26 protein-coding genes are annotated in these 26,502 nt (G+C 31.1%); 22 read left to right on the forward strand and 4 right to left on the reverse strand.

Annotated features, from left to right (window positions below):
- Positions 1-232: 232 nt before the first annotated feature.
- The 12 genes from O5O44_RS03285 to O5O44_RS03340 all read left to right on the forward strand — a co-directional run bounded on the left by O5O44_RS03285 (position 233) and on the right by O5O44_RS03340 (position 14,889).
- The gene (locus O5O44_RS03285) at positions 233-2,752 is read left to right on the forward strand and encodes a PAS domain-containing protein (protein ID WP_289195716.1); all 2,520 of its coding nucleotides are present in this window, start codon (positions 233-235) and stop codon (positions 2,750-2,752) included.
- 38 nt (positions 2,753-2,790) lie between these two features.
- Positions 2,791-4,947: a sensor histidine kinase gene (locus tag O5O44_RS03290; protein ID WP_289195717.1), complete on the forward strand. Its 2,157-nt coding sequence runs from the start codon at positions 2,791-2,793 to the stop codon at positions 4,945-4,947.
- Positions 4,948-5,013: 66 nt separating this feature from the next.
- Positions 5,014-5,385 carry a response regulator gene (locus tag O5O44_RS03295; RefSeq protein ID WP_019386106.1) on the forward strand — a complete coding sequence of 124 codons (372 nt, stop codon included), beginning with the start codon at positions 5,014-5,016 and terminating at the stop codon, positions 5,383-5,385.
- Positions 5,386-5,400: 15 nt separating this feature from the next.
- A complete protein-coding gene (locus O5O44_RS03300; protein WP_289195718.1) occupies positions 5,401-7,887 on the forward strand; it encodes a sigma 54-interacting transcriptional regulator in 2,487 nt (828 codons plus the stop codon).
- 183 nt (positions 7,888-8,070) lie between these two features.
- Positions 8,071-8,484, forward strand: coding sequence for a hypothetical protein (locus O5O44_RS03305; RefSeq protein ID WP_289195719.1), 414 nt, complete (start codon positions 8,071-8,073; stop codon positions 8,482-8,484).
- Complete coding sequence (locus O5O44_RS03310) at positions 8,450-8,911, forward strand: DUF7793 family protein (protein WP_289195720.1); 462 nt, start codon at positions 8,450-8,452, stop codon at positions 8,909-8,911. The genes O5O44_RS03305 and O5O44_RS03310 overlap by 35 nt, the downstream gene beginning before the upstream one ends.
- The gene (locus O5O44_RS03315) at positions 8,898-9,950 is read left to right on the forward strand and encodes a PAS domain-containing protein (protein ID WP_289195721.1); all 1,053 of its coding nucleotides are present in this window, start codon (positions 8,898-8,900) and stop codon (positions 9,948-9,950) included. Before O5O44_RS03310 ends, O5O44_RS03315 begins: the two co-directional genes overlap by 14 nt.
- A gap of 11 nt (positions 9,951-9,961) precedes the next feature.
- A complete protein-coding gene (locus O5O44_RS03320; RefSeq protein ID WP_289195722.1) occupies positions 9,962-10,543 on the forward strand; it encodes a hypothetical protein in 582 nt (193 codons plus the stop codon).
- Positions 10,544-10,744: 201 nt separating this feature from the next.
- The gene (locus O5O44_RS03325) at positions 10,745-11,749 is read left to right on the forward strand and encodes a LacI family DNA-binding transcriptional regulator (protein ID WP_289195723.1); all 1,005 of its coding nucleotides are present in this window, start codon (positions 10,745-10,747) and stop codon (positions 11,747-11,749) included.
- A gap of 367 nt (positions 11,750-12,116) precedes the next feature.
- Positions 12,117-12,263 carry a hypothetical protein gene (locus O5O44_RS03330; RefSeq protein ID WP_289195724.1) on the forward strand — a complete coding sequence of 49 codons (147 nt, stop codon included), beginning with the start codon at positions 12,117-12,119 and terminating at the stop codon, positions 12,261-12,263.
- 106 nt (positions 12,264-12,369) lie between these two features.
- A complete protein-coding gene (locus O5O44_RS03335) occupies positions 12,370-14,205 on the forward strand; it encodes a tetratricopeptide repeat-containing sensor histidine kinase (RefSeq protein WP_289195725.1) in 1,836 nt (611 codons plus the stop codon).
- Positions 14,206-14,214: 9 nt separating this feature from the next.
- A complete protein-coding gene (locus O5O44_RS03340) occupies positions 14,215-14,889 on the forward strand; it encodes a response regulator (protein WP_019386115.1) in 675 nt (224 codons plus the stop codon).
- 259 nt (positions 14,890-15,148) lie between these two features.
- Here O5O44_RS03340 and O5O44_RS03345 read toward each other — a convergent pair whose 3' ends face one another.
- A complete protein-coding gene (locus tag O5O44_RS03345; RefSeq protein ID WP_289195726.1) occupies positions 15,149-15,652 on the reverse strand; it encodes a DUF456 domain-containing protein in 504 nt (167 codons plus the stop codon).
- 143 nt (positions 15,653-15,795) lie between these two features.
- Here O5O44_RS03345 and O5O44_RS03350 point away from each other — a divergent pair, with 143 nt between their 5' ends.
- The 3 genes from O5O44_RS03350 (at position 15,796) to O5O44_RS03360 (ending at position 18,372) form a co-directional block, all read left to right on the forward strand.
- On the forward strand, positions 15,796-16,158 hold the full coding sequence (locus tag O5O44_RS03350) for a BlaI/MecI/CopY family transcriptional regulator (RefSeq protein ID WP_289195727.1): 363 nt from the start codon (positions 15,796-15,798) through the stop codon (positions 16,156-16,158).
- Between the two features lie 2 nt (positions 16,159-16,160).
- The gene (locus tag O5O44_RS03355; protein WP_289195728.1) at positions 16,161-17,783 is read left to right on the forward strand and encodes a M56 family metallopeptidase; all 1,623 of its coding nucleotides are present in this window, start codon (positions 16,161-16,163) and stop codon (positions 17,781-17,783) included.
- 112 nt (positions 17,784-17,895) lie between these two features.
- Positions 17,896-18,372: an energy transducer TonB gene (locus O5O44_RS03360; protein ID WP_289195729.1), complete on the forward strand. Its 477-nt coding sequence runs from the start codon at positions 17,896-17,898 to the stop codon at positions 18,370-18,372.
- 128 nt (positions 18,373-18,500) lie between these two features.
- Here the strand turns inward: O5O44_RS03360 and O5O44_RS03365 are convergent, their stop codons facing one another.
- The 3 genes from O5O44_RS03365 to O5O44_RS03375 are packed head-to-tail and all read right to left on the reverse strand — an operon-like array spanning position 18,501 to position 21,369.
- Positions 18,501-19,235, reverse strand: a complete 735-nt coding sequence (locus O5O44_RS03365) for a Bax inhibitor-1/YccA family protein (protein ID WP_019386121.1) — start codon at positions 19,233-19,235, stop codon at positions 18,501-18,503.
- A gap of 20 nt (positions 19,236-19,255) precedes the next feature.
- Positions 19,256-20,398, reverse strand: a complete 1,143-nt coding sequence (locus O5O44_RS03370) for a glycosyltransferase family 2 protein (protein ID WP_289195730.1) — start codon at positions 20,396-20,398, stop codon at positions 19,256-19,258.
- Entirely contained in the window at positions 20,395-21,369 is a 975-nt protein-coding gene (locus tag O5O44_RS03375; RefSeq protein WP_434088352.1) for a lysylphosphatidylglycerol synthase domain-containing protein, read from the reverse strand. Before O5O44_RS03375 ends, O5O44_RS03370 begins: the two co-directional genes overlap by 4 nt.
- A gap of 30 nt (positions 21,370-21,399) precedes the next feature.
- Here O5O44_RS03375 and O5O44_RS03380 point away from each other — a divergent pair, with 30 nt between their 5' ends.
- The 7 genes from O5O44_RS03380 to O5O44_RS03410 all read left to right on the forward strand — a co-directional run bounded on the left by O5O44_RS03380 (position 21,400) and on the right by O5O44_RS03410 (position 26,443).
- On the forward strand, positions 21,400-22,041 hold the full coding sequence (locus O5O44_RS03380) for an outer membrane beta-barrel protein (RefSeq protein ID WP_289195732.1): 642 nt from the start codon (positions 21,400-21,402) through the stop codon (positions 22,039-22,041).
- Positions 22,034-22,588, forward strand: coding sequence for a crossover junction endodeoxyribonuclease RuvC (ruvC, locus tag O5O44_RS03385; protein WP_019386125.1), 555 nt, complete (start codon positions 22,034-22,036; stop codon positions 22,586-22,588). Before O5O44_RS03380 ends, ruvC begins: the two co-directional genes overlap by 8 nt.
- On the forward strand, positions 22,588-23,739 hold the full coding sequence (hemW, locus tag O5O44_RS03390) for a radical SAM family heme chaperone HemW (protein ID WP_289195733.1): 1,152 nt from the start codon (positions 22,588-22,590) through the stop codon (positions 23,737-23,739). The genes ruvC and hemW overlap by 1 nt, the downstream gene beginning before the upstream one ends.
- Complete coding sequence (locus tag O5O44_RS03395; protein WP_289195734.1) at positions 23,736-24,485, forward strand: cyclase family protein; 750 nt, start codon at positions 23,736-23,738, stop codon at positions 24,483-24,485. The genes hemW and O5O44_RS03395 overlap by 4 nt, the downstream gene beginning before the upstream one ends.
- Positions 24,486-25,094, forward strand: coding sequence for a DUF4230 domain-containing protein (locus O5O44_RS03400; RefSeq protein WP_289195735.1), 609 nt, complete (start codon positions 24,486-24,488; stop codon positions 25,092-25,094). It begins immediately after the preceding gene.
- Positions 25,094-25,459 (forward strand): MmcQ/YjbR family DNA-binding protein, encoded by a 366-nt coding sequence (locus tag O5O44_RS03405; RefSeq protein ID WP_019386129.1) that lies wholly within the window; start codon positions 25,094-25,096, stop codon positions 25,457-25,459. Before O5O44_RS03400 ends, O5O44_RS03405 begins: the two co-directional genes overlap by 1 nt.
- 156 nt (positions 25,460-25,615) lie before the next feature.
- Positions 25,616-26,443 carry a hypothetical protein gene (locus O5O44_RS03410; protein WP_289195736.1) on the forward strand — a complete coding sequence of 276 codons (828 nt, stop codon included), beginning with the start codon at positions 25,616-25,618 and terminating at the stop codon, positions 26,441-26,443.
- Positions 26,444-26,502: the final 59 nt, after the last annotated feature.

The raw sequence follows: 26,502 nt of genomic DNA on the forward strand, positions 1-26,502 counted from the left end.
ATTAGGGCTTTTTTTTTGGACAAATTCATCAAGATGTATAAAAAATATAATAAAGGTTCTGAGATCAATACAGTACCAGAGAAATCTACAATAACTTTAAATCATTTTCATTGCATTTTTCGCTTTCAATTAAGAGCGACAGTCAATTTTTCTATTAAATTGTACTGATTTTAATTCAAATTTAATCTCACAAATAGTATATTTATAAACTTCTGTATTTTAAGCGCTATTCATGTTAGTAGCTATTGGAAAGGTTATTTCTCCATTTAAAGCAGATTTAAATCCATATAAAGCATCGAATTATTGCATGGAAATTTACGCAACCATAATCATTGAGTTTATACTTGTAGTATCGAGTATACTTATTTTATTTAAACTCAGACCTAAAATTGGTTTGGCGCCGCTATATATACTTTTAGGAGCTTTACAATATTTGCAAGCCAATTTAGGAACTTCCTTTAGTTTTAAGTTGTTTGAAGATTACGTTATATACCCAGGCTCCATAATACTATTCAGCGGACTCTTATTTGCAGTTTTATTAATTTATACAAAAGAAGGTGTTGCTAGTGCTCGCGCTCTTATTATAGGTGTGGTGCTTTCAAATATAATCATGTCGTTAGTATTTGAAATTACATACGTACAACATGGCATTATTAGTAAAATGAGCGATATCGTGGGCCCAATGGGTGCTTTTTATGATATCAACTTTAAGTACTTATTTAGCGGAACAGTCATACTACTTGTAGATTTTTTACTAATAGTTATTCTTTATCAATTTTTAATCAGCAAATTTAAAAATCTACCTTATTTTTTGGTGTTACTCTTATCTTTAGGCACTATTTTAATGTTTGATGCTTTTGCCTTTAATTTGGCTTTGTTTTATGGAACACCACTGCTAAAAACATCATTAATAAGTCATATTATAGGTAAATCTATCGCGGCCGTTTTTTATTCATTAACACTGTATTTGTATATAAGGTATTTAGACGGCGAAAAAGAAACTACTTCATTTATAGCTAAACAAGAAAGAGATATTTTTTCAATAATAAAGTACAGGAAACAATTTGAAAATCTAAAAATTGAAAAAGCAAAAGTAGAGAAAAAGTTAACGTCGCAATTAGAGACTACATTGCATAATATTTCAGATGGATTTGTTTCTCTTGATACAAACTGGTGCTATACCTATTTAAATAAAAAAGCAGCAGAATTTATGGGTAAAACACCTGAGAGTTTAATTGGTAAACATATCTGGACAGAATTCCCAGATGGTGTAAATCTCCCTATTTATAAGGCGTATAATGAGGCGGCTAAAACCCAACAAACAATTTCATTTGAAGATTATTACGAGCCCATGGATAAATGGTATGAAAATAGAGTTTATCCATCTCCAGATGGCATCACTATTTATTTCACCGATATTACAGAGCAGAAAAAGGCTGAAATCGCAGTAAAAGAGAGTGAGAACCATATAAGAACTATTTTAGAATCAGAACCAGAATGTATAAAACAACTTAACCGAAAGGGAGAATTGTTGTACATGAATCCGGCAGGGTTAGATATGATTGAAGCAGATAGTTTAGATGCTGTTATTGGAAAATCTGTTCTCAATCTTGTGAATTCTGATTATAGAGAGGCGTTTAAAAAACAAATTGAAGATGTTTTTCAAGGAAATTCAAGTAAGCTTATATTTGAATTAACAGGACTTAAAGGTACCAAAAGATGGATGGAAACCCATGTGGTACCTTTCAAAGATATGGAAGGAAAAATTATTTCATTGTTGGGTGTTACAAGGGATATTACAGAGCATAAACAAGCTGAAGAGGATTTAAAAAACAGTGAACTTCTATTTCGTCGATTAACCTCTAGCGCTCCAGTAGGAATTTTTCAGACAGATAAAGAAGGCTCTTGTAATTATGTAAACGAAGAGTGGCTTAATTATGCAGGAATGTCTTTTCAAGAAACTATGGGATTTGGTTGGTCTAATGCCATTTATTTTGAGGATAGAGAAAGAGTTGTTCAGGCTTGGCAACAATATGTTGTAACCGGAGGCGATTTTGAAATAGAATTCAGATTTAAGAATAAAAAGAACAATAACATAACCTGGATATCTGTTAAGGCCGTTGAAACATATGATGCCAATAATAATTTGTATGGCTATATAGGTATGACGTTAGATATTACCGAGCGAAAAGAAATTGAAGAACGTATAAAAAGTAATGAAAAATATTTAAAGAATATTATAAACAATATTGGTGACCCAGTATTTGTTAAAGATCAGAACAGTAAATTCCTTATTGCTAATGATGCTTTTTATAAGTTTTTTAATCGGACAGAAGAAGATATCATTGGCAAAACTTTTGCTGAAGATGTGCCTCAAGAAAAACGAGAGAGATATTTAAAAGCCGATAAGCAAGTTATTTCAACTGGAAGAGAATATGCTGATGAAATCGAATTAAAAATAAAAGGTGGGGAGAGCCGAGTCATACTAACAAAAAAAACCAGATTTGTAGACGAAAAGGGCAATATATTCCTCATTGGTGTAATTCGAGATATTACTAATCGTAAAAAAGCTGCAATTGAACTCGAAAAACATCGAAATCACCTAGAGGAGTTAGTTAAACAGCGCACTGCCGAAGTTAACGCTAAAAATACCGAATTAGAACGTATGAACAAGTTATTTGTAGGAAGAGAATTAAAAATGAAAGAACTTAAGAATATTATCAAAGAACTTCAGAAGAAAAATGAACTTTAGAATTACTTCTAAAATATGGTTATCTTATAATTTGTTTTATGATGAAAAGTAGTACGTTTTACCGTTTACTAAAAAAACCTTTTGTGGCTGGTACTACTGCCTTTTTAATTTTATTGTTTAGTACGCAATATATAGCTTACCAACAATATTTATTGAATGAAAACAAGCAAAAAGTAGAAATTGATAATGAGGTAAGTTTAATAAAAGAAAAACTACAAGCATTAGTCATGTATAGTTATTCAGCTACAAAAGCACTGGCATATATAGTTGAACGAAATGGAGTACCAGATGATTTTGATGATATCGCCATTGAATTATTAGATAATCATGAATATTTTGATGTTGTAGAGTTAGTTGATAGCACAGGTACAATCACGCATGTTTATCCTTTAAAAGATAATAACGTTATTGGTTTTAATATTTTTAAAAGCAATGAGGCGCTTAGCGGTGTATTAACCACAATAAAAAGAAAAGATTTTTTTATTGCAGGTCCTGTTAATTTAAAACAAGGCGGCGTTGGCATAATTAGCAGACAACCCATTTTTATAAACGAAAAATTTGCAGGATTTTCAGCAGTTATAACTACACTTTCAACCTTTTTTAATGATTTAAAAATAAATACATCTAGGGATGAACGTTTTATGTATCAACTCTCAAGGGTGAATAATAAAACAGGTGAAGAAGACTTTTTTCTAGATAGTGATATGTCTAATTATAAGGAATTCGCTGTTCCAATAGAGATGTCTTTCGGAGAATGGAAACTATACGTAGTACCTAAGCAAAACGAATTAAATTCTGGTTTATGGTTCGCCCTTTTTGGGTTAATACTTGCAATTAATGGTGGTTGGGGTGTTTGGTTTTTAGCAGGACAGTCAGAACGATTAACACGGCTTATTAATATTAAACTTATTAGTCAAGAATCCGAATTGAAATCTATTTATGAAACATCTAAAGTTAAGATAGAAAGAAGTGAGTCTAATTTAAATAAAGCACAACAAATTGCAAGTTTGGGTAGCTTTGAATGGGATCTAGAGTTAGATACATTATCGTGGTCCGACGAAATGTATAGGATATTTGAAAAAGATCCGAACAACTTTGAAGTGACATATGAGGCGTTTTTTGATAACGTACATCCAGACGATAGAGATTTTGTGCTTAAAACACATACAGATACTTTAAAAAACAAAAATACATATCATATAACTTATCGATTATTACTTGATGGTGAGCGTATTAAGCATGTTGATGAACAGTGCGAAATTTATTATGATAAAAACCAGAAACCAATAAAATTCTTTGGAACAACGCAAGATGTTACAGCAAGAGTTCATAACGAAAAGGAATTGTTAAACTATAAAAACAATTTAGAGAAGATAGTGAATTTAAGAACCGAAGAACTTAATGATAGCAAAGATGCATTATTAAATCTTTTAGAAGATATAAATTCGCAATCAATTGAATTGGAAAAAGAAAAGGTGAAAGCCCAATCTGCTGATTTAATGAAGTCTGCATTTTTAGCCACCATGTCGCACGAATTAAGAACACCAATGAATTCAATAATTGGGTTTACGGGAATATTGTTAAAAGAATTAGCAGGCCCACTAAATGAAGAGCAAAAAAAGCAACTTGCTATGGTAAAGAAGAGTGGCGAGCATTTATTAGGATTAATAAATGATATTTTAGATATTTCTAAAATAGAAGCAGGTAAATTAAAAGTGTCATTATATCCATTTGATTATTTGGCAACATTAAATGGAGTTGTTGCCTTTTTGTTACCACAAGCTTCGGCTAAAGGGCTAAATATAGATACCGATATTCAGGTAACTAGCACAACACTTAATAGTGATGAAAGGCGTGTTGAGCAAATTCTGCTTAATCTACTTTCTAATGCCATTAAATTTTCTAAAAAAGGGACTATTAAGGTTAAAGTAGATAGAAAAGATAATATGCTTATTACGCAAGTTATTGATGAAGGCATAGGTATAAGTAAAAAAAATCTAGCTAAATTATTTATGCCTTTTATTCAGCTTGAAACTGGTTTGAGCAGAAATCATGATGGTACGGGGCTTGGGTTGGCGATCTCTAAGAATTTAGTTGAAAAATTAGGAGGTTCAATTCAAGTAGAAAGTGCTGTAGGAAAAGGAAGTAACTTTACTTTTTCTTTACCATTAGAAAATTCAGACAAAAATAATTAAAATATAACATCAAAAAGTTTATATTTAGAACATTAACGTTTCACTATCAACTTTTTACCTAAGAACATGAAGTCCACCATTTTAATAATTGAAGATAATAAGCAAAATATGTACATGCTTTCATATCTACTCGAAAATAATGGTTATAATGTGCTAAAAGCATATAATGGCGCACGAGGTTTAAAAATAGCGCACGAAAAACATCCAGAAATTATTTTAATAGATATACAATTACCCGATATGGACGGTTACGAAATTTGTATTAAATTAAGACATAATGGGTTGCCTAAAAACACCACCATTATTGCTGTAACCTCTTATGCCATGGGCGGTGATAAAGAAAAGGCCATAGAAGCCGGGGCGGATGGATACATTGAGAAACCTATAAACCCAGAAACTTTTGTGAGTCAAATGGAAAAAATTCATAATACCCGATAATAGAATTTTGACAAGATGAAAACTATTTTAATAGTAGATGATACGTATGAGAATCTTTACCTATTAAGGGTAATACTAGAAGAGGCTGGATATAAAATAGTGGAGGCTTATGATGGAAAAGAAGGCTTAGATAAATTACAGAAAAATAAAATTGACCTGATTATTTCAGATATTTTAATGCCTGTAATGGACGGCTACATGTTTTGTCAAGCCTGCAAAAAGGATAAAACATTTAAGAACATCCCTTTTGTCTTTTATACTTCTACTTACACAGAAAAATTAGATGAAGAGTTTGCCATTAAACTGGGTGCAACTCACTTTTTAAGAAAACCAACAGATTCTGATACCATTATAAAACTGGTTCAAAACATCTTTTCTGAAACGAAACCACAAGCAAAACCAGAAAAAAAGCCTGAATTCACAGAGCAAGAAGTTTTAAAACTTTACAGTAAAAGACTCATAAGTAAACTTGAACAGAAAAATTTAGATCTTGAAAATGAGATTCTTGAGCGCAAAAGTGCCGAAAAGAAACTCATATTTGCCAAAGAATTTACAGATAAACTCATTATGTCCATGCAAGAAGGCTTGTTAATAGTCGATCTTGAAGGAAAAATAATTATGGTTAATAATTCGTTTTGCGAAATTCTAGGCTATGAAAAGGAGGAACTTATTGGGCTTAATTTACCCTATCCTTTTGCAAGGACCGAAGATTTAGAATTAATGTTAGCTATAAAAGAAGATGTTACAAAGGGTGAAGCAAGATCGTTTAAATTAGATTTTATAAAGAAAAATGGCAAGAAGTTCAGAGCGTCCTTTTTATCAGGAAACATTTTAAATGATAAAGGAGAGGTCATAGCTTTATTCGCAACAATAAAGGATATTACAGATGAAGAAAAAGCGAGGACTATTTTAGAGGAAAAAGCTTTAAAGTCTAATCAAAAGAAGGAGGTTATTCTAAAATTAGCCAATCTTGTTGGAAAAAGTTTTAATGATTCATTAAATAAAATTACGCAACTATCTGCTCAAACATTAAATGTTGAAAGGGTGAGTGTTTGGAGTTTTGAAAAAGCTAAAAGTGCCATTTTTTGCCAAAAATTGTATAAGTTACAAAGCGATTTACACGAAACAGGTTTTGAATTAAAATATGACGATAATCCAAACTATTTTAACGCCTTACGCGAAAATCAAACAATTTGTATTAGTGACGCTCTAAATGATGAGATAACTGAAAAATTTGCAAAAGATTATTTGGTACCAAACCATATTACTTCCCTTATGGATGTGTTTATTAATAGTACTAATGGTCATTATGGTATTATTTGTTTCGAGCATGTTGGAAAAAAGAAAAGAGATTGGACTGCCGAAGATCAAGAATTCGCCACATCTATTGCTAATATTGTGTCTTTAATGGTTGAAAGTGCTGAACGTAAACAGGCAGAAGAAAATCTTGTTTTAGCCAATAAAGATCTGAAAACGGCCAACGAAGAATTGAATAAACTTCGTAATCAATTAGAACAGGAAAATTTCTATTTAAGAAATGAATTAGACCTCGTTTTTAATTATGAAGATATGGTTTATGGTAGCGCAGAATTTAGCAATGTACTAACGGAAGTTGAAAAAGTAGCTCCAACAAATGCTACGGTGCTATTATTGGGAGAATCTGGAACGGGTAAAGAATTAATAGCAAGGGCTATACATAATACAAGTCTTCGAAATAATAAACCTCTTATAAAGGTTAATTGTTCAGCAATTCCTAGAGAATTAATAGAAAGTGAATTATTTGGTCATAAAAAAGGTTCATTTACTGGAGCGTTTAGCGACAAAACAGGCAAGTTTGAATTGGCAGATGGAGGTACCTTATTTTTAGATGAAATTGGTGAATTACCATTAGATATGCAACCAAAAATATTAAGGTTTTTACAGGAAGGCGAAATTGAAGTTGTGGGTGGTGTTGGGTCAAAAAAATTGGATGTTCGTGTAATAGCAGCAACTAATAGAAATCTCAAAGAGGAAATTAAAAAAAAGCAATTTAGAGAAGATTTATATTTCAGGCTTAATGTATTTCCAATTGATGTTCCTCCGCTTAGAAAGCGGAAAGATGATATTCCTTTACTGATTGAGCATTTTGTAGATAAGTTTAATAAATCGTATGATAAGGGTATCAAATTTATTCCTGATGATACGATGAATCAACTCAAATCTTATGATTGGCCGGGTAATATTCGAGAATTGGAGAATTTAATAGAAAGGGCAGTAATTCTTTCAACTAACGAAACCTTATTAATTCCAGGTTTCGAATCTACAGCTCAACAAACCAAGCAGCATATTAAAAATAAAGATTTGTCTTTAGATGCTGCTCAACGAAATCATATTCTTCAAGTATTAGAACAATGCGAATGGAAAATTAGTGGATCAAATGGAGCTTCGGCTTTATTAGATTTAAAACCTAGTACATTACGCGATAGAATGTCTAAATTAGGCATAACAAAACCGAATATCTAGTAACGGTATTCCGTCACTTCTTGCAATACACCATAAATATGCACGGTATTTCGTGCATATTTATGGTGTATTTTATTTCATGAAAATATTTAAATATCACATTATCAGATAATTACACTTATTTTGTTGTTGTAAGTGTATTTTGGCACACCCATTGTCGTAAAGTTTTACAATGATTAAGAAATGAAAAACGAAATTATCTTAGATAACGTAAAATTTTGGCTAGACCAAGACATAATACATGCTACTTTTAATAGCCATGTAGATAAAAGTTTTATTGAATTTGAAGCTGAAGTTATTTTTATTGAAGTAATTAAGGCTATGTCTTATGGAAAATATAGACCAATATTAATTGATTTATCAGGAGTTAGTAGACTAAATTCAATTCGATTATTCAAGTTGTTTTCAAGCAATGCTCAAATTAAATCTTTAGTACTTTCAAAATCATTTATTGTTAAGTCATTGGATTTAAAATTTTTTCTAGAGTTGTTCAAGATAGGAAGTCCAACTATAGTGCCAATAAAAATATCAACCGATTATACTGATACATTAAAATTTTGTAATGAAAATTATGCACAATTTAATGCCTCTTATTAAAAAGAAGTTTACAGACGAACTTGTAATATTTGAAAACGCTATGTTTTGGACAGATAATACAGAGATTCTTTATTGTAAGTTCAATAATGAAGATTCAAATTCAAAATTAACTTATAGTCGGGCAGGTCAATATATCAATGCCATAGTTAAATTATGTAATGGTAAGCCTATGCCTTTTCTAATTGATGTTAGAGATACTAAAGGCACATTTTCAATTTCAGCGGCAAAATTAATAACTAATAATCCAGAGCTTGTAAAACTTAGGATTTCTGAATCATTTATTACTAACACTATAGGAATAAGATTGTTAATCACAGCCTATAAAAGAATTTACAACCCAATGACACCATTTGGTGTTTTTAGTGAATTAGAAGCAGCTAAGAATTATTGTTTTGAAACAAAAAACAGGTTTTATGGAAGCAATTAATTATAACATATTAGACGGTCTCAATAATGATTTATTAGAAGTAATATCTAAAAATACCATTATTACAATAACCGATGCTTTGGGTAGAATAGAATACGCCAACAATAATTATTGCAAAATAATGGAATGCGATGTTAGCAAACTTGTTGGAGAAACACATGAATTGTTAAAATCGCATCTGCATGCTAATAAGGTCTATAAAGAGTTGTGGAAAACTATAAAAGCAGGACACAAATGGCAAGGTGTACTAAATGATATTTCCGACACAGGAAAACTCTTCTGGTTAGATACCACTATTGTTCCCATAATAAATGAAGAAGAAAATAGAATAAAATATGTAGCCATATATAAAGATGTAACCAAATATGAATTAGAAAACACGCAACTATTAGAAAGTAAAATTGCGTATTCAAAGTATATGTCCATTTATCAATCAATAGATGTAGGTATAATAGTTGTTACCGATAATGTTGGAAATATTACCGAATGGAATAAAGGAGCAGAAATAGCATTTGGCTATTCAAAGGCTGAAATACTGGGGCATCCACTTTCAATTTTATTATCTATTAAATATAGAAAAGGAAATATTAAAGAATTATTGGCAATAATAAGTAAAATTAAAGAAAGCCAAAACACAGATATAATTGAGTTGTGTTGCATTCGTAAAAATGGCAGTGAGTTTCCGGTTGAATTTACATTAAATAGTTTGAGTTTAGATAATAGTAATTTTTACTGTGCTAGTATGCTAGACATTACCAAATGCAAAGAATTAGGAAACAAATTAACATTGAAAACTAAGGTCTTAGAATTGTTTTTAAAGCGATCTAAGCAAGACGAAGATTCCGTATCAGAAGAATTTCCTGATTTGTTAAACAACGAAGAAGTAATAACTCATGAGAAAGAAATAGCAAATATAGAATTTGCTAATAGAACAACAAATATTGATAAACGTCATACTCCGTTTGAGAGTAATAATCCTGAATTAGGGATTTATAATTACAAAAGGAAGGATATTAATTTAGATATAATATCTAAGTAAAAAATAGAAATGTGAATTATAAAAATCTTATAAATATAGGTTTGGTATTATTTAATTTCATGTTTGGCCATGCTCAAATTGTTAATGAAGGCGTATTGTATATATCAGATTCAACCAATGTGTATTTTGAAAATGAATTGATTAATAAAAAAGGCTCCATTATAAATAACAACGGTACTCTATTTTTTAATAAAGGATTAAAGAATGATGGGCTAGTTGATTCGTCATCAGGTCATACCTATTATAAATGTGAAATACAAAAAATAAATGTTGCTGGGACTGATAATACTATCGATTTATTTAGTCTATCAACACCTTTCAATAATAGAGTGACATATTTAGGGCAAAAAACAAGAGCGTTTCAAATTAATGCTGTATGTCCAGAAATTGAAAATGAAGAAACGAAGTTTGCTAATTATTTTATAATGAATAAAAACAGTTCAGAAATAATAAAAACAAGCAAATTAAGAAATTCTATTACTGGAAAAGTAGAGTTCTCAACAAATGATTTTATCGAAATATGGGAACAAAGGATATTAAACGATAGTGTTTTAGCATTAGATATTCTCTCATTAAATTTTATTAGTGATTAATAGCTAGGGGTTTTGGTGAGACGGGCCCCGGAAAGAAGCATCCTGATTTACTTAGTAAGGAGGGGTGCTTTATTTTTTACGTAAAGTTAAATTGTTTTGATAATAGCAGGTACAATATAACCAAATTTAGAGAATTAAATAAATAGTAGTTACAATAAGTTATTTTGTAAATTGCATTAATTTAAATAACGAGTTATAAGAATGGTTACTTTAAAGCAATTAGCAAAAGAATTAAACGTATCAATATCCACAGTTTCAAAAGCATTAAACAATAGCGAAGAAATTGGTGAGGAAACTGTTAGACGGGTTAAAGAACTTGCCCAATTGTATAATTATAGACCTAATAAAGTTGCCTTAAGTTTAAAAAATAATAAAACAAAAACTATAGGCGTTATTATTCCTAACATTCTTAATAGATTTTTAGCCAAAGTACTTTTTGGTATCGAACGCGAAGCTTCTAAACACGGCTACAATATTATTACTTGTATTTCTAACGAATCATTAACCAAAGAAAAGGAAAGTTTACAATTGTTAGCTAATGGAAGTGTTGATGGTTTTATTTTATCGGTAGCTGAGGAATCTCAAATAAAAAATGAAGTTGAGCATTTTAGAAATACTATTACACAAGGTTTACCTATAGTTATGTTTGATAGGGTTGCACACGATGTGTTATGCGATAAAGTAATTGTAGACGATTTTGATTCTACCTACAATGCTACCAAAAGCTTAATAGAAGAAGGTCGAAAGCATATTGTGTTTATCAGTAATATATACGACTTAAGTGTAGGAAAGCTTAGAGAGCATGGATATAATAAGGCCATAATTGAAAATAGTAATCTCCAGCCTACAGTTATAAAAATTAAAAAGGAGGATGATCATCAACAAGAGATAAAATCCCTTTTTAAGAAGAATAAAAACATTGATGGAATTATAGCAGCCGATACTTCTTCGAGCATTATTGCTATAAATACTGCTGTAAATTTAGGATTAAAAGTTCCAAAACAGCTTTCAATAATTGGGTTTGCTAGTAAATCTGAGTCGGATTTAGCTATGCCAAAATTAACTACTATTCGGCAACATGCTAAAGATATTGGTGCAATTGCTGCAGAATTATTAATTAAAAGAATTCAAAATACTGGCTCTACTGAAGATGTAAAAACTAAAATTGTAAAAACAACTTTGGTAAAAAACGAGTCTACACTGTAACCGAATACATACAGAATTAATTGGATTTGCATTTCGTCGATAAAAAAGTATGCATTTCGTCGAATATTTTACATTTCATCGAAAAAGTAATCGATACATCTTACATGTTCTATTATTTTAGCAGTCCTTAATTGTGCGACCCACGAATATCCCTAAGTACAGTTAAGAATCATTAATCCACACTTTGACTGTTTAAGTCAAATTCCCTCATTAAAAAAGTAATAAAGTCGTACTGCATTTATTGTAATCGATTTTAAGTTAATTATCCATTTTTCCCTCTTACCAAGATTTTAATTTTTTAAAGTCTTAGTAACATTTTTTATTTAAAAAATTTAGAAAACTGTATAACCTTAAAATTTGAATACATATGAAAACCCTAAAAATTACACTAATTTTAGCATTATTTTTTGTCTCTTTAACTTCTTGTACTAAGCAGGACTTAACCGAAGATGATATCCAAGTAACTCCAGATAATGAAGTAGTTTCTTATACTGGTGGTGGAATAGATGACTAAGATTTACAAAATAATATTTAAAGCCCTTCACTTCATAGTGAAGGGCTTTTTTTTGCGCTAATTCGAAAATTATAAATACATTTGATGAAATAGCAAATTCATTTTTTTGAAATCTTTATTTTCTTTATTAATTCTCTTGCCTTGCTTCTTTTATTCCAATGGTCAATCGGAAACCAGAATAAAAGCTATTGATTCCATTACTCAGAATGTTCTAAAATCTAATACAAAAGATTCGCTTACCATTGCAAATGCTAATTTTACAATAGGAGAACATTACCGATACAGTTACTTGGCAGATAGCTCTTATTACTATTATCATAAAGCCGAGAAATATTACGAAAAACTTGGTGAAAAACTTCAATTAGCACGCACGCTATATGGTATTGCTGTAATCCAAAAAAATGAAAAAGATTTAACGGGCAGTGAGTTAACATCAATTAGAGCCATATCATTGTTAGAGGGTTTAATCGAAACTAATGAAGTAAGAAAGTACAAATCGTTTATTTATAACAATTTGGGGTTAGTTTTAGGTCAGCTTGGGCAGTATGAAGAATCTATTGAGTATTATAAAAAGTCTCTGAACTTGAAAAAACTTCTAAAGGGTGATAATACCAGTACCATTATTAATTCAATGAATAATCTAGGTTTTTCCTATAAAAATAAAGGCGATTATAAATTAGCGCTTAAGACATATGAAGAAATTTTAGAAAATAATAATTTGTTTAATGAGAGACCGGATATTTACGCATTAATTCTTGATAATTATGCACATACCTTATACCTCTCTAAACAGCTTTCAGAATTACCAGAATTATATTTCAAAGCTCTAAAAATAACAGATAGTGTAAACCCTAACGGGTATAATTCAATAATAATTAATCAACATTTAGCAGAATATTTCTTTGAAAAGGCAAATGCCGATTCTGCAAAATATTACGCTTATAGGGCTAAAGAAATTGCGGAGCAATATCATAATGATGACTTACTTAATTCATTACTTCTTTTATCAACTATTGAAAAAGGGGAGGAATCTGCAAAACATTTAAAAGCATACATTAAACTCAACGATAGTTTGCAAAAAAGTGAACGTGCTATTAGAAATAAGTTTACCAGAATTCGTTTTGAAACCAATCAAATTGAACAAGAAAATATAAAAATTACGAAAGAACGATTTTGGCTTTTTATTATATCTGTAATTGTAATACTATCGTCCTTTCTACTATACCTGGTAATTACGCAACGCATAAAAAATAAAGAATTACAATTTATTCAAAAACAACAAGAAACAAACGAAGAGATTTATAATCTCATGTTATCGCAAAACGAAAGTATTGAGGAGGCCAGAACCATGGAGAAAAAAAGAATATCTGAAGAACTACACGATGGTGTTCTCGGTCGATTATTTGGAACACGTTTAAGTTTAGATAGTTTAAATATGAGTAATAGTGATGAGGCTATTAAAACAAGAAGTCAATACATAGACAAACTCAAAACCATTGAAGACGATATAAGAAAAGTGTCTCATGAGTTAAATACCGATTTTGTTTCGGGATCTGGATTTATAGATATTATAAAAACATTAATAGAAACCCAAGCCATTGCTTATCAACTCGATTTTAAATTAGAACATAATGATGATATCAATTGGGATTCTGTAAGTAATAAAAAGAAAATACATATTTACAGAATAATTCAAGAAACACTCCACAACATATATAAACATGCCCAAGCATCACAGGTAAAAATTAGTTTTCAATTAAAAAATAATGTAATTTGCTTGATGATTGAAGATGATGGTTCTGGTTTTGATTTAAACAAAGCAAAATCAGGCATTGGGTTAAAAAACATGAATTCTAGAATAAAAGAAATTAACGGAAGTTTACAAATAACATCTCAAATTGAAGTTGGAACAACGGTAAATATTGAAGTTCCCATTCCCTAAAAACTAATTATGTCAGAAAAAATAAAGATACTTATGATTGATGACCATCCCATGATTATTGAAGGTTATCAAAATACTTTACTCTTTACAAAAAAGGACAATCAAGAATTAGAAATCGACATTGCTAATAATTGTGATGAAGCCGTGCTTTATATGGATAAATCTATTAAAAATGAAAGACCATATAATGTGTTGTTTGTTGATATAAGCTTGCCACCATCAACCGATGGATCTATGAGTTCTGGTGAAGATTTAGCTGAGTATGCTCGAAAAATATTGCCAAAAGCTAAAATTATTATTTTAACCATGTTTAATGAATCCTTTAGAATTCACAATATCATTAAAACTATTGATCCGGAGGGATTCATGATTAAAAGCGATCTTACTTCTAGTGAACTTGCAAGTGCTTTTCAAGCTGTTTTAAATAACCCTCCATTTTATAGTGGAACCGTTAACAGCCATATTAGAAAAACAATTACAAGTGATATTGTAATAGACGATAAAAACAGAAAGATTTTATATCTGTTATCACAAGGTGTGAAAACAAAAAATTTAGCTACGCATTTAGATATTTCATTAAGTGCCATTGAAAAAAGAAAAAAACAGCTCAGAGAGATTTTTGATGTTAACGATGGGCAAGATGAAACCCTATTAAATGAGGCTAGAAAAAAAGGATTTGTGTAGTAAGTACTACAGAAAGTAAAAAAAAGTGATTTTTATTAAAAAAAATCACTTTTTTTTTTGGCTCGAAACCCTTGCTATACCTCAAAACTACGAAGAGTCCGTAAAGTTGCTGTGGGTTTCCCGCAGTTCGAAAACAATAGTTATGTTTAGATTTGAATATCAACACTTCAAAAAAATTAATTAATCCCTCAATTTTTTTGTTGATAATAGCAATTTACAAAACCCTGTGGAGGTGAGAGACCCACAGGGTTTCTTCTTTTTATAAGTGAAATAAAGCATCTTTATAGTCCCATAGAATACCAATGTACAGGCCAAGGTATATGACGGCAACAACAAACTTTATAAAAGTTGAAGTTAAGAACCCAATAAAAGAGCCAAAAGCTGCTTTTGTTGCAGTTCTAGAATCACTTTTATTAATTAATTCACCAACTAAAGCACCTATAAACGGACCGATAATGATACCACCAGGAATAGGAGCTATAAGACCAACAATAAGTCCAATCGTCGTGCCAATCATACCGTATCTAGTACCGCCAAATCGTTTTGTGCCTAAGGCAGGAATAATATAATCTAGCAGCCAAATAAATAAAGCAATAATCAAAGTAATTATTAAAAACGATTGATCTATAGGAATGGCATCTGTAAAATGAAGTACCAACAGACCAACCCAACTAGTGAGTGGTCCAGGCAATACGGGTATAAAACTGCCTATAATTCCTAAAAACATTAAAAGGGCAGCAATGATAATTAAAATAATATCCATTAAAAAAGTTTAAGTTATTCATTAAGTTAGACTAAAAATCATGCCAATTGTTACATTTTAAACTAAAACATTAGTTTAAACTAATTTTTTAGTTATATTTGTGTAACTAAAAGTTTAGTTGAATAATTTAATAGGTTAGAATTATGAAGCAACTTACAAAAGCAGAAGAAGATATTATGCAAATACTTTGGCAACTAAAAAAGGCCAATGTAAAAGCCATTATTGAAGAATTTCCTGAGCCAAAACCAGCGTATAACACAGTTTCAACAATTGTTAGAATTTTAGAAAGTAAGGGTTTCGTTGATTACGAAAAGAAAGGTAAAGGGCATGTGTATTTTCCGCTTATTGCGAAACAAGATTACAGCAACCAATCAATAAATAAATTGGTAGATAATTATTTTCAAGGTTCTTTTAAAAGTATGGTGTCGTTTTTTGTGAAGAAAAATGATATGAATGTAAAGGACTTAGAGTCGGTTTTAAATGAAATCAACAAAAAAGAATCGTAAGCATGTTAAATTATATCATACAAATAGTTGCTTTTCAATTATTCTTTATAATTGTGTTTGATGTTTTTCTTAAAAAAGAAACGTTTTTTAATTGGAACAGGGTATATTTACTGGTAACCGCCTTACTTTCTCTGATTTTACCATTTATTAAGATAAGTAGTTTTAAACATATTATATCCAAAGAATACATCATCAATTTACCAGAAATTATTATTGGAAATTCAACACCATCAGAATTACCAATTACAGAATTAACACAATTTGCAACACAAGAAAAATCCTTTGTTACTTGGGAGTTTATTTTTTATCTAGGATTATTTGTTGCCTTTATTTTATTTTTAGTTAAACTTAGTAAGATTCTGTTTTTACTTAAAAATAATCCGAAACATCTTGAAAGCAATTTTTATGTTGTTAGCTTGTTAAGAAGCAACATGGCCTTTTCGTTTTTCAACTATATATTTTTAGGTGAGCTACTTAAGAAAGAAGAACGAGCGGCAGTTTTAAAGCACGAATTAGTACATGTAAAACAAAAACATACTTTAGATTTATTGTTTTTTGAACTGTTACGAATTCTGTTTTGGTTTAATCCGTTGGTATACATGTACCAAAATAGAATCATGTCGTTACATGAATATATAGCCGATGCACAGGCAGTAAAAAGTCAAAGTAAAAACGCGTATTATCAAAACTTGTTATCGCAAGTATTTGAGACTAGAAATATTTCATTCATCAATCCATTTTTTAAAAAATCATTAATCAAAAAACGAATCATTATGTTACAAAAAACAAAATCAAAACAGGTTAGCTTATTTAAGTATGTTTTAATTGTTCCAATTGTTTTTGGAATGTTAATTTATACTTCTTGTCTTGATGCTACTAACAACAAAGAGGTTAGCGTTAGTGTTCATCAAGAACTTAAAAATGAAACGCCATTAATCAAAAAAATTAAGGCTTTAAAAAACCAAATTCAAAAGCAAGGTAACTTGAACGACCATGAAGAGAAAGGCTTAAGGTTGTTATTGAATACAGCTAAAGGCAGAGAATTTAATCAGGCATTGTTAGATGAGGTTACTGCTTATACTTCCCAAAAAACAGAGTCTGAATTAGTAGGGAAGATAGTTGCTGTTTTTGAACAAATTCAGGTACAAGGACATATTAGCGAAGGCGAAGATGTTGCACTTAAAAGTTTACTGGTTTTAACAAGTGATGATGGTTTTAACGATCCGTTTTTTGCGGATGTAATTAAGTATGTAGATATCCCTTTTGCAATTATAGATCAGCCACCCGTATTTCCAGGTTGTGAAAATTTACCAGCAAATGAACAAAAGAAATGTATGTCTAAAAACATTTCAATGCATGTTAATAATAATTTTAATACCAAATTAGCAGATAGCCTAAAATTAACAGGTAGACAACGTATAAATGTGATTTTTAAAATAAGTAATACGGGTGATATTGTAGATGTTCGGTCCAGAGCACCACACCCTGGTTTAGAGGCCGAAGCTATACGTGTTATTAATACACTGCCTAAATTTACACCAGGTGAACATCAAGGTAAAAAAGTTAATGTGCCCTATTCTTTACCTATAATATTTGAAATTGCTGAGAATAAGCCTAAACAATAAAAAGTTAGACATATTTGAATAAGCCCAAAAACCGAAGACTAATCTTCGGTTTTTGTTTTTTTGAGTATATAAAATCTAAAAAAATTGTATTTTTCGGTTTCAGTTGCAATCCATGAGGAACCTCCTAGTTTTAATAGTCATTTTATCATGCACTTCGTGTGAATATTTTAATGTAAAAAAAACATCTTCTGAAGCTATTCTGAATGAAGAATTACAAACTTTTAATTGGAATGATGTGGACGAATATCCAAATTTTTCTGCTTGCGATTCTTCTGAAACTAAAGCTGAAAAAACTCGTTGTTTTCAACAAACGATAACGACAACTATTGCCAATTTTTTAGAAGCGGAGCGTATTGTAGTTTCTGAAGATATTCATGATACCTTGATGCTCAAATTTAGAGTATCTCAAAAAGGTGAGTTGGCTTTAATACATGCTAAAATTGATTCCCTCACACTTCAAGAAATTCCAAATATTAAAGATTTACTTGAAAATAGTTTAGATAGTTTACCCAAATTATTTCCTGCAATAAAGCGTGGACAACAAGTGACTACCGAATTTAAAATTCCTGTGGTTATTCAAGTGAATTAAAAGCACTCTAAAATGTGCTAGGGCCACAAATTGAAGCTGCGTTAGGGATTGCAAAGGAAAGCCCACAGCGAGGTACGAGCGAGGACTTGAATTGTAAAGCCCGACCCTTTGGGTAACGCCATAAAAATTTAAAACTTAATAGCTAGTTTTCGCATGAGCCTTAGCACTTCCATATACAACCAAACCAATGTAACGAGAAGCCCCCAGGTAGCGAGCCATTCTTTGTATTTGGGCGATTTGTTTTTATGGCGCTCAATATAATCGAAGTCGAGTAAAAGCGATAATGACGCGAATATGGCAGCGAGTATATTGAATATTATGGCTGGCCATGAGGTACCCCAAATGAATACTTTTATGCCGAAAAAACTTAAAATCCATGAGATAATATAGATTACGAAAATACTAGCTGCTGCTGTGATTATCACGCTTCTAAGTTTTTTAGTAACTACGATAATTCGGGTTTGATAAAGTACTAGCATTACAATAAACGTAATGATGGTAATACCGATGGCTTGATATGGTAAATTAGGAAATTGGGCATGTGCATAAACTGTCATGGCGCCTAGAAAAAAGCCTTTGGCGATGGCATACATGGGTACTAAAATATGTGCCCAATGCTGGCGCACGGAAATAACTATACTTATAATTATAGCCGCTAACATACCGCCTAAAGAATACCATTTTATGGGTGCTCCGGTAGCATGAAGTTTCCACATGCCAATAGAAATAATAACTATTATAGTAATGGAAAGCATAGATTTAATGAAAATTCCAGTAACCGTCATTGTTTTTTGTGAGGCGCTTTTACCTCCAAAAAAGTGATTGGTAAATGCGGGGTTTGAAGTTTTGTTGAATAAATCCATAAGAGATAAAACTACTAAAATTATTTTTTAAAATGTCGCCCTTTCCATTTATAGCCTTTAAAGCCCGATAAAACGGCAATATAAACACTAAAAAAAGGATATAAAACAAAGCCGAAAATATATGTTATAAGCAGGTGTTTTTGATTGAAAAAGACAGCCGATTTATAAATTAAATAAAAATCGATGCTAAACTTGATAAACAATACATAAAAGAATGATTTGAAACTTATAATTTTTAGAAGTGAAAATATTAAACCTACTAAAACTGACGCATTCATCAGTAAAACGATTAAGCCTGTGAGTTTTCCAAACCAATTGTTATATGCGGTAGTTTTTGCTGCCCATCTCAATCGTTGGGCTTTTAAATCGTTCCATGTAGGTTGAGGTTGGGTTGTTACTATGGCGTTTTTACATTTTAGATAGTGTGTTTGTTTAGGGTATGTCTTCACTATTTTTTCGAGAAGAAAAATATCGTCGCCGCTAGCAATGTCGGTATTGCCATTAAAACCGTTTACTGCAAGAAATGTCTCTTTTTTATACGCCAAATTAGCACCGTTGCACAAAAAAGGATTATTTAGTCCGAAACCGCCAATTGTGGCGCCTTGTAAACTTAACATGTCCAGTATTTGAAAGCGATTTAAAAACGAGCTATTATCGTCATAAATAACAGGTGCAGCGATAAAACGCGGACTATGGTTTTGAATAAAATCGTTGAAACTATGTAACCAAAGTTTTGGCACTTGGCAGTCGGCATCGGTGGTAATTATCCAGTCATATTGAGCTTTTTGTATTGCAGAAGATATCGCATCTTTTTTAGGTGAATTGGTTAATCTTTCGTTGGAAATAATTTTAAAATTGATTTGAACACCATGCTCTGATTGCGTAAAGATGAATCCACTTTTTATAATTTCAACAGACGAATCTTCTGAAGCATCATCAATAAAAATAACTTCGAATAATTCTGATGGATAGTCTAATTTAATAATGGAATCGATTAAATTTTGCAAATTATCGGCTTCATTTCTAAACGGAATTAAAATTGAAAACTTCGTCTGTTTCGCAAGGTTTTGTGGTTTGTACTCTGGTATTTTATTAAAACCAAAAACAAAGCTTCCAATTAGAATAAGGTAAATGATGGTTATAATTGTAAAAATTAAAATCATTGTTCACTTTTGGTTTTAGGTAGTTTAAAACGAAGCACGTAATAACTTCCAATAATACTTGGGAGTACAAAGTTCAATATCCACATGAGAGTAATGATTGCAAGTATAACTATTTCGTTAATTCCTGCCAGCGAAAATAAATAAACCGCCACACTTCCTTTTATAACCACATCAAAAATAAAAATAGTAGGTACTATTGATGCTAATAGATACATGGACGTAATAATGGTCATAGCGCCTATATAATTTAATTCAACATGAAAAATCTGCAACAGAACGTAGAATTGAAATGAGAAAATTAAATACCTAAGTAATGACAATAGAAATCCGGCTAATAATTTAGTTTTAGGATATCTAAAAACAAAATGCTTGATTTTATCAATTGAAAACCCTTTTATTTTAAATTTATCTGAAGTTATACCGAAGCTGAATAGAATAACGGCAATAACAACTAACACTATGAATTTTGATATTCGGAAATAATTAATGTCCGGATTATATTTTGAGATATAATAGTAAAATCCGATGATACCAAGTAACAAGGTGATACTCATCTGGAGCAAATTACTCATTAGGTTTACGAGCAGAATTCGTTTTCTTAAGTTTGAAGTGAAGTAAATAGCTTTAGCACCATATTCACCAATTCGGTTAGGTGTAAAAAGCGAGGCAGTTAAAGAGCCTAAACTTTGCTGAATCGCATTTTTAAATTGGATGGGCATCACATAACTAACTAGAGTTTTCCATTTTAGAATTTCAAAAAACCAATTAAAAAAGCTAAAAATCAGTAAAAAAATGATGTTTTTTACCGAAAACGTGTTGTTTTTGCTTAAAAGTTGAATAAATTCGGAAAAACTTAAATGATTGTTCGTTGCTAATTTTTGGTAGATAAAATAAAATGCTCCAACTACAATGCTTAATTTGATTAGCACAAAAAAGAATTGTTTAGTTTTGTATGGTAACGCGTATATCATTGGTGTTGCAAATTAAATTAATATTACCACATGACCTTAGATTTTAAATTGAATCGCCATTTTTGGTTTGTTTTCATGTTTCTGTTTTACAGTTTTTCAAGTTTTTCTCAAAGTGACACGAGAAAAGTTAAAGCACAATTTGCTTTGGGAGTAAATAACCCTTCAACCAATGGATTTGTTAGCGATTTTGAAGCGAATACTATTAATTTTCCGACTATTAATTTGGGTCTACAATATATGTTTAAGTCGCCATTTGGAGCTAAATTAGATTTTGGCTTTAACCGATTTTCAAACTTAAACAACACGCCCGAGTTCAAAGTGAATTATTCTCGAATCAATTTACAAGTAGTTTTTGATGGGTCGAGTATTTTTAATATTTCAAATAAAATAGGCACTTTTATTCATGCTGGACCAGGGTTTTCTATGGTGAAGCCTTTAGGGAATTACGGAGATAATAATCTGTCGTATTTAAATGTTATGGGAGGTCTTGAGGTCCATTATGGCATTTCCGATAAACTTTCTATTTATATTGACGCCTCATACATAAAAGGATTTAGTGATAATTTTAACCCGGAATCGAATGGTTTTGGCTCGTTTAACGGAGATTTATTAACCATAACCATTGGCGCATCTATTTCGTTGAGTGGTTGCTATTATTGCGAAAATGACTAAAGAAAAAATTATATTGGGTATAGATCCAGGAACAACTATTATGGGTTTCGGACTCATAAAAGTGGTAGGTAAGACCATGCAATTTATGCAGCTTAATGAATTGGATTTAAAAAAGTACGACGACCATTATTTAAAGTTAAAACTCATTTTTGAACGCACCATAGAACTTATTGACACTCATAACCCCGATGAAATAGCTATTGAAGCGCCTTTTTATGGAAAGAATGTACAAAGTATGTTAAAGTTGGGGAGAGCACAAGGCGTTGCCATGGCAGCCGGATTAAGCAGAGAAATACCTATTACAGAATATTTACCAAAAAAAATAAAAATGGCTATTACAGGAAATGGTAATGCCAGTAAAGAGCAAGTGGCAAAAATGCTTCAAAGTTTATTAGGGTTAAAAACCTTACCAAAGAATTTAGATGCTACTGATGGTTTAGCGGCAGCGGTTTGTCATTTTTATAATTCGGGAAGAATTGAAGTAGGTAAGAGTTACTCCGGATGGAATGCCTTTGTTAAGCAGAATGAAGATAGAGTTAAAAAATAATGGCCGGAATCTACATTCATATCCCATTTTGCAAGCAAGCTTGCCATTATTGTGATTTTCATTTTTCGACATCTTTAAAAAAGAAAGACGAACTTCTTCAAGCACTTATTCAAGAACTGGTATTAAGAAAAGGTGAATTAAAAAATATTAGCGTTGAAACTATTTATTTTGGTGGAGGAACACCAAGTCTTTTATCAATTAATGAACTTAAATTGTTGATTGATTCTGTTTTCAAAAACTATACAGTAGTTGAGAATCCAGAAATAACTTTAGAAGCAAACCCAGATGATTTAATAACAGTTCAGGGGCAATCAAAAACTATTTTTGAAGAATATAAATCCATCGGAATAAACCGATTGTCAATAGGCATTCAATCGTTTTTCGAGCGCGATTTAAAATTGATGAATCGTGCACATAATGCACATGAAGCTAAAGATTGTTTGACATTAGCAACCAAGTATTTTGATAATATATCTGTCGATTTAATTTATGGAATTCCGGGTTTAACAAATAACGAGTGGATTGAAAACATTGATACCGTTCTCGCATTTAACATTCCTCATATTTCATGTTATGCTCTTACAGTTGAACCAAAAACTGCTTTAGAATCTTTCATAAAAAAAGGATTAATTGATAATGTTGATGATGATTTGGCTCAAGAACAATTCAATATTCTTGTTGATAAGTTAGAAGCAAATGGGTTTGTAAATTATGAGCTTTCCAACTTTGGGAAATCAAATTATTTTAGCAAAAACAATTCTGCATATTGGCAAGGGAAACCTTATCTAGGTATAGGTCCATCAGCACATTCTTTTAACGGTGACCAACGAAGTTGGAACGTGTCTAATAATACAAAGTACATAAAATCCATTCAATTAAATGAGTTGCCATCAGAAGTAGAAATACTCTCAAAAACAGATAAGTTTAATGAATACATCATGACAGGTCTGCGTACCATTTGGGGTGTTTCACTTGAAAAGGTTGAGGAAAATTTTGGTATAACTTATAAAAATCACCTTTTACAGCAGGCAGAAATTTATATTAAGGAACAATTATTGTATATTGAAGAAGACAATTTATTAACTACAAAAAAAGGTAAATTTTTAAGTGATGGAATCGCTTCAAACCTTTTTAAAATTAATTTAATTTGATTGCAACAATACAATACAATTCTAGAAAATTACAAATAGATTTATCACAGCCATTAGATATTTCCATGCCACTTAAGTCGTCAAAAGATAATGTGAATGCATGGTATGTCGATGCTCCTATTATAGAACCCGTAAAGGATGACGAATGGATAGCTTCTGTAAAAGATGGTGCATGTATTAATTTTAATAACATTCATTTTAATCCACATGCACACGGTACACACACCGAATGTGTAGGGCATATTACAGAAGAGGTGCACTCCATAAATCAAAATTTAAAGACATTTTTTTTCCTAGCTGAAGTCATTACTGTTGCGCCAGAACAGGAAAATGGCGATAGCGTTATTTCACAAAAACAAATTCAATTCGCTTTAGGGAATAAAAAGCGAGATGCTGTTATCTTAAGAACTATCCCAAATACAAAAAGTAAATTATCGCGTCAATATTCAAATACCAATTGGCCGTATTTAAAAGAAGATGCTGTAAAATTCTTAGTAAATAAAGGCATTAAACATTTACTTATAGATTTACCAAGTATTGACAAAGAAAAAGATGAGTGTGAATTATTAGGACACAATGCATTTTGGAATACTACTGGTAAACTACGTATGGATGCCACAATCACCGAGTTAATTTACGTGTCAAATCAAATAGAAGATGGCGAGTATTTCTTGAATTTACAAGTAGCACCATTTGAAAATGATGCAGCACCAAGTAAACCTGTTTTATATAAAGTATTGAGTTAAATGGAAATGTTTTTAGCTGTTATCATTACGATTTTAGTAACCTTAGGTGTGGTTACCATTATAAAATCTATCAAGAAAAAACAACTGGTAAATTCGCAGTCTACGATACTTTTAGATAAGATTAAGAAAGTATGTAAATTTATCACAGTTGAAGGCGATTTTGCCGAAATTTACCATTATGAGGACGTTAAAGAACGTTTCTTAAAACTCCTATCTAGCCGAAAAAAAGCACTCGTTGTTATCAATGCTAAAGCACATGTAGGATATGATTTATCTAAGATTGAATTACAGGCAGATAATGATAAAAAGAAAATTATATTAAAGCACTTTCCGCAACCTGAAGTTCTTTCAATAGAAACCAACCTCAATTATTATGATAAAACCGAAGGTTATTTTAATAGGTTTGAAGCAAGGGATTTAACAGGGCTACATAAAGAGGCAAAACAACATATTCAGGATAAAATTCCGGAAAGTGGTCTTATAGAAGTTGCTCAAAAAGAAGCCTTAGAAACTATATTGCTTATTGAAACTATAGTTGAAACAATAGGGTGGAAACTGGATTATACAGCTTTAGAAATAGATTCGACAAGCACTAAAAAACTTCAATAATGAATATTGAACAAATTCGCGACTTTTGCTTGAGTAAAAAGGGAACTAGCGAAGATTTCCCGTTTGACGAGGACACTTTAGTTTTTAAAGTATTAGGTAAGATGTTTGCGCTCATTTCTTTAAAGAAGTGGGAAAGTGGTGAAGCTGCCATAAATTTAAAAGCGGACCCGGAGTATTCTGAAGAACTTAGAGCCTCGCATAATAGTATCCGTCCTGGATTTCACATGAGCAAAAAGCACTGGAATACGTTATATCTGCACGAAGGCGAATTACAACCTCAGTTAATTTTAGACTTAATAAATCATTCTTACGATATGGTTGTAAAAGGCATGCCTAAAAAACTAAGAGATCAATTGAAGCAATAATTAATTTGTAATTATCTAATAATCAATTATTTTTTGTTGTATATTTAGGTTCTCTCAATTCCCTATTTACATTTCGTAGCATAATCATTACCGCCTCAAAATCTTAAAGTAGAATTTATTTTAATCAATAATATTAACTTTAATTTTTAACAGATTATGAAAACAACCAATCGATTTTTTACAGCGTTTGCTGCTGCAATATTGCTGTTTAGTACAATTACAATTTCTGCACAAGATGAAGCCCCAAAAGGACCACAGTATGTCGTAATGACTACTTTACATTGGAATATGGATATCGAAGATTTTAATAAGGACGAATGGAAAGCCACTGAAAAAGAATACATGGATAAAGTAACTAAAAAGAACGAGCATATTATGTCTGCTGGTTTTTACTTGCACAGTATCACACCGGATAATACCGAGTTAGTGTATGTGCAGGCATTTCCAAGTTGGAACGCTATTGATTTAGCCTCTAAAAGAAATGGAGAGTTAGCGAAAGAAGCTTGGGCTGATGAAGATGCTAGAAAAGCTTTTTTTGATAAGCAAAATGCTTATTATACATCGATGCATTCCGATGAAATTTATGCCACTATGGCCAACGCTAAAGCTGTAAACGAAGTGAAAGATGGTAGTATCGTTTATGTACGTACTAGTCATTTCAACTTTCCAAAAGATGGTTCCAATGCCGAGTTTAATGAAACCTTTAAAGAATACGTTGAAAATGTAACTCATAAAAACGAATACATTAAAGGTTATTATCCTATGTCCCATGCCTATGGAGCTGACGGACGTGAATTTATAGAAGCTTATTTTTTAGATTCATTATCAGATATGGATAAAATGTTCGACAAAAATGGTGAACTCTATAATGCACACTGGAAAGACGAAGCAGCTAGAAAAAAAATGGACGAAAAAGGAGGGAAATACTTTACGGGAGTTCATGGTGATGCGGTTTATAGTGTAGTTCCAGAACTTCGAAAATAAAATAAATTGACTTTAATGATTAAAAAGGATGCTTTCGCATCCTTTTTTTATTGTTATGG

It is taken from the genome of Algibacter luteus (assembly GCF_030344935.1).
GTDB classification, from domain to species: Bacteria; Bacteroidota; Bacteroidia; order Flavobacteriales; family Flavobacteriaceae; genus Arenitalea; species Arenitalea lutea.